The sequence below is a fragment of the Paraburkholderia domus genome (genome assembly GCF_905220705.1).
GTDB lineage: Bacteria > Pseudomonadota > Gammaproteobacteria > Burkholderiales > Burkholderiaceae > Paraburkholderia > Paraburkholderia domus.
In genome coordinates, this window is the sequence record NZ_CAJNAT010000013.1 from 173,855 (window position 1) to 180,499 (window position 6,645).

Consider the following 6,645-nt stretch of genomic DNA (forward strand, 5'->3'; position numbering starts at 1 on the left):
GCGTATTGTTCATGGCTCTCTCCTGATGACGTGGTTTGCTCCCCTCAACGCGTTTGCGCGGCATACTGCGGCGACGTGATACAGGCGATGTTTCCGCCGCCGAGCAGAATTTCGCGTGTATCAGGAATGCCGATGATCCGATGGTGTGGGAACAGTTCGGCCAGCAGTTGCTGTGCGGGCAGATCGTTCACGTCGCCAAACTCGGGCACGACGACAACACCGTTGCCGACGTAGTAGTTGATGTATGACGCGCAGATCCGGGTCCCCGCTACCCGCGCGATCGCCGCGTCGCCATGATCGAGCCCGGCGGCTTCTTCTGCAGTCCAGACGAGTACGTCCGGCGCCAGCATCTTGTGAATTTTCAGCGGGCGCCCCTTTGCATCGGTCGTGCTGCTCAGGATGGCGTAGGCCTCCTGGTAAATCTCGTATTGAGGATCGTCGGCGTCGTCCGTCCACTGCATCACCACTTCGCCCGGGCGTACAAAGCAGGCCAGATCGTCGATATGGCCGTCGGTCTCGTCGAATTTGCACCCACGCGGCAACCAGATGACCTTGCGCGCGCCCAGGTAATCGAGGAGGTGCTGGGTCACGGCTTCCTTGCCCAGATGGGCATTGCGATTGACATTGAGCAGACACTGCTCGGTCGTGAGCACCGTACCTTCGCCGTCGCACTGGATCCCGCCCATCTCGGCGATGATCGGCGCCCGGTAGCGCTGGGCGCGTTCAGCTTCGAGAATCTTGGCGGCGATCTGGTCGTCCATGTCCCACGGAAAGTAGAGGCCGCCGTTCAACCCGCCATAGGCATTGAACGGAAAATCGACGCCGCGGACCTCGCCGTGATCATTGAGCAACCAGGCCGGGCCGCTATCGCGGAACCACGAGTCGTTCACCGTCATTTCGAGCACACGGATAGGCGGCGGCAACATGGCGCGGGCGTTCGCGTATTGGCGCGACGACGCACAGACGGTGACAGGATCACTCTCGGCAATCGCGGTAGCGATATCCACCCATACCTTCTGCGCCGGCTTGCCACCGTTGCGCCAGACGTCGGGCCGTTCAGGCCAGCCGAGCCAGCAGCCTGCCTTGGGTTCGAATTCGCCGGGGCATCGAAAACCGTCGTTGCGGGGAAGCGTGGTGAGAGTACGTGCCATATAGCCACTCCATGGGTTGGGAGGCGTGCCGGCAGGAGGCCGGCATCAATGGCACCATCGTAGGCTGAGTTTTTTTTGCGAACTAATGATCAATTCTCTGGAATCGGTGAATTGATTTCACATAAATACTGCGCGAGGCCGGCAAACTGCATGAATGCCGCGAGCCGGGCCTCGGTCTGTTTACGCCGTTCGGCAACCAGGTAGTAGTTGCCGGGCGAAGGAACCGAGACGGCGAATGGGCGAATCAAGCGGCCGCTTTTCAGCTCGTCACCTGCGGTCAGCGTATCCGCCAGGCAGACGCCGACCTTTTGCAGCGCCGCTTCGATGGCGATGCCGGAATGGGCGAAGTGCAGATTGCGCGCCGGAGCGGGCAGCGCGGCGGCATGGGTGCCGAGCCACGTTGCCCAGGTCTTGCCGTCCTGGTCATCGTGCAGCAGACAGAAGCGCACGAGGTCTGCCGGGCTTTGCAAGCTCTCCTCACCCTCCAGCAGACTCGGATGGCATACCGGGAAAAAATCAATGGCGCGAAACGGCACAGCCCAGTAGCGGGTCCAATCGGTGTCGCCCATCGAATACAGGATCGTGATGTCCGCACCCGGGTTGATTTCGTTCGAGTCGCTGTCGTGTACCAGGAGATGGACGGTGAGGCCTGGGTAGCGTTGGGAGAACTCGCCGATCACCCGGGGGAAAAAGCGATGCGCCAGCTCGGCCGGTGCAGAGATTTTCAGTGACCCGCGCATGCCCGGGTGTGCGGCGTCGCTGCACGCTTCGGCCATCATGTCGAGTGCCTGCTGGACCGAATGCAGCAACCGCAGGCCCGCATCGGTCAAGTTAACCTGCCGCCCTTGCTTTTCAAACAGCGTGACTTTAAGCACCCCTTCCAGCGAGCGCACCTGATGGCTGATGGCGCTATGCGTCACGCACAGCTCATCGGCGGCTCTGCCGAAATGACGATGTCGCGCAGCAGCCTCAAAGGCCCGAAGCGCGCTGAGTGAAGGCAGTTTCCGCATAGATTGGTATCGGATGAATCCGTTGTGGCAGCGGTTGATCGCGGTTTGCTACGGCCGGAGGCTGGGGCATCTCCAGCCAGCGCGACGGTACGTATGGAATCGGGGCTGTAACGCATGGCCGCCGTCGTCCGGGAGTGGATATGGCGCCATTATTGGCGAGAACGGACCCGTGCGCCACACGGGGTAATCGTCCCATTCGTTGTTGCGCCAGCGCAGTCACAGCGCTGCCGTCCGCATGTTTTTCACGCGCGAGCGAAAGCGAACTATTCTTAAAGAGTCTTGCGAAGAGTAATCTCCTGTTTCCTTCCTTCAAGCGGAGGTGCGTCATGTCAATGTCAGCCACGCTCCAGGACTGCCTGCGCAGCAAGGGCTCGCAGTACGAAATCGTGCATCATCCGTACAGCCATTCCAGCGTCGAAACCGCGGCGGCAGCGCATATACCCGGCGATCGCCTCGCCAAGACAGTGCTTTTTGAAGACGAACACGGTTATGTGGCGGCTGTGCTGCCATCGACCTACGCCGTGAGATTGTCCGAGCTGTGGGCAAAGACCGGACGCCATCTCCTGCTAGCCAAAGAAACCGATCTGCGGGAGCTGTTCAAGGATTGCGACGCGGGCGCGCTTCCGCCGGTATGCACGGCCTATGGCATGCAAACCTACCTTGACGAGAGTCTCGCCCAGCAGCCGGACGTTTATTTCGAGGCCGGCGATCATGAAGAGCTGATTCACATGGGTACGGATCAATTCCTGGATCTGATGGACCGAGCCGAGCGGGCGCGCTTCGCCCGTCGCATGCAGGGCATGCCAATGTGATCGGTGCCCGCCTGGTGCGGCCTGGTTTGCGCAGCGCGGCATAAAGCGCGCTGCGTCGCCCAACCTTTGCGCGAGGCAGATCATGCAACGCAGCGATACGGTCCTGAAGCAGGTAATGGCAGCCTTCGAACGCGAATCACACCTGAAGCTCCACAATCATCCCATTCATATGAACTTCGACGACGGTGCCTTGATCGTGGCCGGCGAGGTGCCGGATATCGCATCGAAGAAACGCCTTCTTCAGTTGGCCCGGAGACACAGCGAGGACAAGCGTCTGGTCGACCGGCTACGTGTCGCTGTCAACCCGCCGGTCGCCGATGGCGAGTTGCGCACACATATCTGCGAACGGCTGGCGCAGGCGGTGGATTTCCGCAACTGTGTGATCTGTGCACGCGTCAAGGGTCAGCTCGAAGTGCTGCGCGGCACCATGGATGAGGCGGGCAACGACGGAAGCGGCGTCATCGAGGTGACGGTCGAAGACGGCGTGGTGACCTTGACGGGGCAAGTGATCAGTCTGTCTCACAGGCGCCTCGCGAGTGTGACGGCCTGGTGGGTCGGCGGTTGCCGCGATGTCGTGAACTTGCTGGAGTTGGTGCCCGCCGAAGCGGACGGCGACGATGAAATTTCCGAGGTGCTGCACCTGGTGCTCGAAACCGATCTGCGCGTGCGCGCCGAGCAGATCACCATCAAGGTGGAAAACCTCAGGATCACGCTAGCAGGTTGGGTGGCGACCGAAGCCGAAAGACGGCAGGCGGAACAGGACGCGTGGTGTCTGGATGCTATTGGGGGCGTCGTCAATCGTATCCAGGTGCGCGCCTGATGTGAGCACAGGCCGCGGGAAATGAGTGCGCGCAGGATTCTGTCGGGCGTGGCAGTGGCCGTATTGTTCGTGGGATGCCAGGCTGCGAACGCCAGTTCGTGCTCGCCGGCCTTGTCCGAGGTCGATGTCAAAGACGGCTTCAAGGTCCAGGCCGATTGTGGCTTCCCTGTCCGGGCCCTCACCCGCATGACCACCAAGTTGAGCGGCGCGGTGAAGGGCGCCAAACTCTCCAGCGCCCAGATCGTCTCGCTCGCCAGAGCGGCCAACGTGATACTGCATGCCGTCTATGCACAATCGGACCGCATTGAGCGCAAGACCGATACCGCGTTCACCAACATCGAACCACTAATAGAAACCCTTGCCGAGCAAATGAGAGCGCGGCCCGACGCGGACCCGGTAGCCGAAGCCCGAAAATGGGCCGTACGTTACGAGGATCTGCTGCGCCGAGCGTCGATCGCACGGAGTTCCGGTCCTCTTGAACAGCAGATATACGAAGCGCTCGATCACGTCGATCTGGATGGTGCATCAAGACGGATGACCGGGCTGCTTGCGGAAAACCAGGGGACCGCGCAGATGTTCGCGGCGCGTTGTTATCAGGCTGGCGAAATCGAGTTACTGCGTTTCATGCCGCAGAATGCGCTGCCGTATCTGGAGAAGGCCGTCGCATTGCAACCGGAAGACGCCGACATGGCGACGGTGTTTGCCGACACGTTGCAGGAGCAACGCGAGTTTGAACGTGCGGAACCGATTTACCACACGTTGTTGTCGCGTTATCAGGTGCTTGCGCAGGGGAAGCCCGCTGCCTACCAACCGCAGATTGCGCGCACGCAGGAGAAACTTGGCAACCTCTATGTTGGGCTGCAACGGCCCAAAGATGCGGAGGTCGCCTATCTGCGGGCGCTGGAGATCTATTGGATGCTAGCGCGACAGAACCCTGTGGCCTACGGGCCCGCTGTGGCAGAAACTTTTGACAACCTCGGTATCTTATATCGCGATACACAGCGCCTGCAGGAGGCCACGGATGCGTATCGCGAAGCACTGGACATCGATCGTGCATTGGCTTATCGCGACCCTACGACCTACAAGCCGGATATCGCGACAACGCTTAACGACCTCGGCATCCTGTACGACGCCGCGCAACGCACGAGCGATGCTGAGAAGGCGTATCGCGAGGCGCTGAACATCCAGCAGGCGCTGGTGCGCGGCAACCCCGCGGCGTATCGTCCGGCACTCGCGCGGACGCTCAACAATCTCGGGAACCTCTATAGCGCGATGCAGCGACACCAGGAAGCGGAGCATGCCTACAAGGAAGCGCTAACGATCCGGCAGCAGCTTGCCCGGGAGAGTCCAGCACGCTATCGCCCCGACGTAGCGCGCACGCTCACCAATCTTGGCGCGCTCTATCGTGCCATGCAACGGCCGAAGGAGGCGCAGAAGGCTTATCAGGACGCGTTGAAAATCTATCGTGCGCTCGCCCGGGAATACCCCATAACCTATCAGTCCGACGAAGCGCGGACGCTGAACAATCTAGGTGTCCTTTACAGTCACACTGGGCGTCCACGCGAGGCAGAAGACGCCTACCGGAACGCGCTGGACCTTTACCGGACTCTGTCGCGAGATAATCCCGTGGCCTACCGTCAGGATGAAGCGCGGACACTCGGCAACATGGATACGCTCTTCAGTCAGACCCAACGACCGCGTGAGGCGGAGCAGGCGAGGCGTGAAGCCGCCCGTCTTCTCGACACAACGGAAACGCCATAGCGCCTCCGGTAGACTGTGTTCTCGCCAAACTCGCCGCGACAGCATGGACACTCAGCTTTTGATCATCTGTGCGCTTACATTTGTCATTCATGTGATTGCCACGCTGGCTTATGCCGTGCGGATCGCCGGTGTTCGCACACGCCGTATCGCCGTGTCGTTTTCTCTATTCGGGATCATCGCCTTAGTTTCCCGGACGGCAAATTCCTTTCAGGGACCATTCATAGCGAAGCGGGTTGAGCTTGATATTGCTCGTCACATGGAGCGTGGTTTGCTCGGTGACTTTCGGCTCTTCTTGCTGAGCGCCACCGTGGCAAGCATCGTCGGGGCATTTCTGATCCCCACGTTCCAACGTTATTTCAGCCGGGCGGTCGACCACTTCCAGGCAAATCGCTCGATCCCACGTCTGCTGCTCCATACCTTCAGTCGCGGGGGCGTCAACTACATTCGCGATGGGGCGCGGCTGCCTTCCCGGCAGAACGTCACGCAACTGGCAACGGGCGCAGGCGTTTCGTGGACCGTTATAGGGCTGAACGTTCTCGCGATGGCGGTCTGGACGGTCGGCGTTTTTGCATCGCTTTATGCTGGATACTTGAAGCCTGATTTGCGCGTTACCTGTGCGAATCTATCGTCGGTTATCAACGGCTTCGCGACCGTGGTATTGGCAGTCGTCATCGACCCGCAAGTTTCAGTGATGACGGACGACGTAGTCGAAGGCCGGATTTCGGAAAACAACTTCCGGCGCGCTATGACAACGCTCGCGGGCGCGCGCGTTCTCGGAACACTATGTGCGCAGGCGGTGCTCGTGCCGGCGGCATTCATCATCGCTCGTGTCGCTGAGCTCATCTAGCGCAGGGTATTCGACGGAGGCGAATGATTGAGGCTGATGCGCCGTTTGCGATTTTTTCGTCGCCGCTTGTCCGTCAGCATGCGGGCCGAGCGTCATTGTAGTGGCGGCCCGATTTAATTCAGTCGCCTTAACCGTAAGCGATCAGCGAAGCACGTCCCTCCCGCAGACTTGACCTAGACGTTTTTTTCGTGCTCCCGCTTGCCCAGCTTCCAGGGTAGCAGCGCCTCGTAGTCGTCGGCGCTCT

6 protein-coding genes are annotated in these 6,645 nt (G+C 60.5%); 4 read left to right on the forward strand and 2 right to left on the reverse strand.

The features are described from left to right. Positions 1–44: 44 nt before the first annotated feature. The gene (aguA, locus tag KHO31_RS22205) at positions 45–1,151 is read right to left on the reverse strand and encodes an agmatine deiminase (RefSeq protein WP_201085277.1); all 1,107 of its coding nucleotides are present in this window, start codon (positions 1,149–1,151) and stop codon (positions 45–47) included. Between the two features lie 89 nt (positions 1,152–1,240). Further along, entirely contained in the window at positions 1,241–2,161 is a 921-nt protein-coding gene (locus KHO31_RS22210; protein WP_211624181.1) for a LysR substrate-binding domain-containing protein, read from the reverse strand. Between the two features lie 326 nt (positions 2,162–2,487). Between KHO31_RS22210 and KHO31_RS22215 the strand changes: the two genes are divergently transcribed. The 4 genes from KHO31_RS22215 (at position 2,488) to KHO31_RS22230 (ending at position 6,401) form a co-directional block, all read left to right on the forward strand. Then, a complete protein-coding gene (locus KHO31_RS22215; protein ID WP_201073685.1) occupies positions 2,488–2,973 on the forward strand; it encodes an aminoacyl-tRNA deacylase in 486 nt (161 codons plus the stop codon). 82 nt (positions 2,974–3,055) lie between these two features. Next, a complete protein-coding gene (locus KHO31_RS22220) occupies positions 3,056–3,793 on the forward strand; it encodes a BON domain-containing protein (RefSeq protein ID WP_201085278.1) in 738 nt (245 codons plus the stop codon). 21 nt (positions 3,794–3,814) lie between these two features. Continuing rightward, positions 3,815–5,554, forward strand: coding sequence for a tetratricopeptide repeat protein (locus KHO31_RS22225; protein WP_201085279.1), 1,740 nt, complete (start codon positions 3,815–3,817; stop codon positions 5,552–5,554). Between the two features lie 43 nt (positions 5,555–5,597). Continuing rightward, the gene (locus tag KHO31_RS22230; protein ID WP_211624182.1) at positions 5,598–6,401 is read left to right on the forward strand and encodes a lipid II flippase Amj family protein; all 804 of its coding nucleotides are present in this window, start codon (positions 5,598–5,600) and stop codon (positions 6,399–6,401) included. The last annotated feature ends 244 nt before the right edge of the window (positions 6,402–6,645 follow it).